3 protein-coding genes and 1 pseudogene are annotated in these 2584 nt (G+C 46.6%); 2 read left to right on the top strand and 2 right to left on the bottom strand.

What is annotated here, in order from left to right; genetic code table 11:
• On the bottom strand, nt 1-954 hold a 954-nt coding region (locus ACR0P9_RS10685; protein ID WP_432619984.1), incomplete at its 3' end, for a PEP/pyruvate-binding domain-containing protein.
• 293 nt (nt 955-1247) lie between these two features.
• Here ACR0P9_RS10685 and ACR0P9_RS10690 point away from each other — a divergent pair.
• Nucleotides 1248-1664 (top strand): DUF523 domain-containing protein, encoded by a 417-nt coding sequence (locus ACR0P9_RS10690; protein WP_432619988.1) that lies wholly within the window; start codon nt 1248-1250, stop codon nt 1662-1664.
• On the opposite strand, the gene ACR0P9_RS10695 is transcribed toward ACR0P9_RS10690, so the two are convergent.
• Nucleotides 1661-2200, bottom strand: coding sequence for a DUF3877 family protein (locus tag ACR0P9_RS10695; protein ID WP_432619986.1), 540 nt, complete (start codon nt 2198-2200; stop codon nt 1661-1663). The two genes, ACR0P9_RS10690 and ACR0P9_RS10695, sit on opposite strands and share 4 nt — an antisense overlap.
• Nucleotides 2201-2363: 163 nt before the next feature.
• Between ACR0P9_RS10695 and ACR0P9_RS10700 the strand changes: the two are divergent.
• Nucleotides 2364-2584, top strand: a pseudogene (locus ACR0P9_RS10700) (NCS2 family permease); the annotation flags it as partial.

The following is a 2584-nucleotide window of genomic DNA, read 5'->3' on the forward strand; positions in this document are numbered from 1 at the left end:
CATATCGCGGTAATGGTCTTCCAGACGATTGGCAATATCCATAAACTGCTGATAGCACTCCGGCAGGTCTTCTGCGAGCTTGGTAATCGGCTGCGGCGTTCTGATACCTGCCACAACGTCTTCGCCCTGTGCATTGATGAGATATTCACCAAAAATGCCCTTCTCACCGGTGGATGGATTGCGCGTAAAGGCAACGCCCGTACCCGATGTATTGCCCATGTTGCCGAATACCATCGACTGTACATTGACTGCTGTGCCCCAGTCTCCCGGAATATCGTTCATGCGGCGGTATACAATGGCACGCGGATTATCCCACGAACGGAATACAGCTTTGACTGCTTCCATAAGCTGTACCTTTGGATCCTGCGGGAACTCTGCGCCCATTTTTTCCGCATAAATGGCTTTGTATCGTGCGATGACTTCTTTGAGATCATCTGCCGTCAAATCTGTATCGTATGTTGCGCCCTTTGCTTCTTTGACCTCCGTCAGAATACCTTCAAAGAAGGATTTGCTCATCTCCATAACGACATCCGAGAACATCTGGATAAAGCGGCGATAGGAATCATACGCAAAGCGCGGATTGCCGGTTTTCTTGGCAAAGCCTTCTACAGAAACATCATTTAAGCCCAAATTCAAAATGGTATCCATCATGCCCGGCATAGAAGCGCGTGCGCCGGAACGCACGGAAACCAGCAGCGGATCCGATTCATCTCCAAACTTTTTGCCGCGCTGCTGCTCCAAAACAGCCAGTGCCGCAAAGATTTGATCTTGAATTTCCTGAGAAATCTGCTTTCCCTGTGTATAATAATCCGTACATGCTTCGGTTGTGACCGTAAAGCCGTTTGGAATCGGCAGACCTAAATTGGTCATTTCGGCAAGGTTTGCACCCTTGCCGCCGAGCAGCGGACGCATATCAGCATTACCCTCATGAAACTCGTACACCCATTTTTTCATACTATTTTCCTCCCAGTTTTTGTTCTTCTGCCGCGCCGCCTCTCTTCAGCGGGCAGATTCCCACCAACATCTGTCATCTTTCATAAATTCAATGCAAATTTTTCTTGGTTTTATTAACAGTATACACAACCATCTCCTCTTTGTCAAATTTTTCACTTAACATATTTTCACATTTTTTTAGCAGCATCTCATATGTGCTGTATTGGCAAAAAAATCCGCCTGTAGGAATAGTATTCCACAGGCGGAAGATGGTATAATCGTCTTATCCAATTTTTCTATCAGGAGATGATATGATGACTGTACTTGTCAGCGCCTGCTTAATCGGCGAAAACTGCAAATACAACGGCGGAAACAACGCCTCCCCTGCGATTCTAGCCTTTCTCAAGGATAAACAGGTGATTCCCGTCTGTCCGGAACTCTTAGCCGGAATGCCCGCACCGCGCCCGCCGGTAGAAGTAAACGGTAACCGCGTCATTCGCAAAAACGGCGAAGATGTCACGGATGCCTACTATTCCGGCGTCTGCAAGGCGATGGAAATTGCCGCACAGCAGCCTGTTGATCTGGTCATTTTGAAATCGCGCAGTCCTACCTGCGGCGTCGGGCAGCGATACGACGGTACCTTTACCGGCACCCTCGTCAATCAATCCGGCTTATTTGCGCAAGCTCTCCAGCAAGCCGGTTATACCGTGAAAAGTTCGGATGATTTTTAAAAGCCAAAGTTTTCAAATTCTTTTTGCGTAAAACGATGATAAATGAGCTGTCCCATCTCATCATGAATGCAGTAACGATACGCATCCGGTTTTCCATCTGCGAAATAAATCAAGTAATCAAACTCCTCGGTGTCCTTGCTCGGCGTTTCCACGACAACATGGTCTGAATACTTACGGAACACCGCAATGATTTCCTCTATCGTGTGTCCCGGCTTGCTCATGCAAGCGATGAACTCTTCCAGAAATCCGCTGGTCTCTACGTTATCGTGTACATAGGCAACGCCTTTTTCTGGAACCGTGATACAAAACAACTCATCTTTGACAGAAACTGTCAGCATTCCCAGCAGATCTTCTACAGATGCCGCAAATTGCGTCAGCTGTGCTTCCAATTCTGCAACCGAAAGCTGCGCATCGAGTAAATGATTGATGGCTTCTGCCGGAAAATATAAATGAATCGGTGTTTTCGTGTAGCCCAGCTTAATCTGAGATTCCTTCACCATGCCGATTAGGTTTTGTGTCAGTGCTTCGTAATTCAAGATACTTCCTCCTCTGTGAGAATTTCATGATGTCTGTCTCCATTGTACTCTGTACCTAAAAAAATGTAAAGAACGGCTGGATTTTTTTCGTGCATCTCATGAGAAAGCATGGTATAATGGATTGTTCATCAATGATTCATATCTTGAAAGGAGTATTTCGTACATGCTTGAATCATTATTCAAATTGAAGGAGAACCACACGAGTGTCAAGACAGAAGTCGTTGCCGGTTTGACAACTTTTATGACCATGGCTTACATTCTCGCGGTCAATCCTTCCATCCTGTCGGCATCCGGCATGGATTCCAATGCCATTCTGATGGCTACCGCTATCGCATCCTTTATTGGCTGCTTCTGCATGGCATTGCTGGCAAACTATCCGTTCGC

This window comes from Butyricicoccus sp. (assembly GCF_050872565.1).
GTDB lineage: Bacteria > Bacillota > Clostridia > Oscillospirales > Butyricicoccaceae > Butyricicoccus_A.

Coding starts and splice junctions, on each gene's coding strand:
- ACR0P9_RS10690 (WP_432619988.1), top strand. CDS start 1,248: ATGACTGTACTTGTCAGCGCCTGCTTAATCGGCGAAAACTGCAAATAC.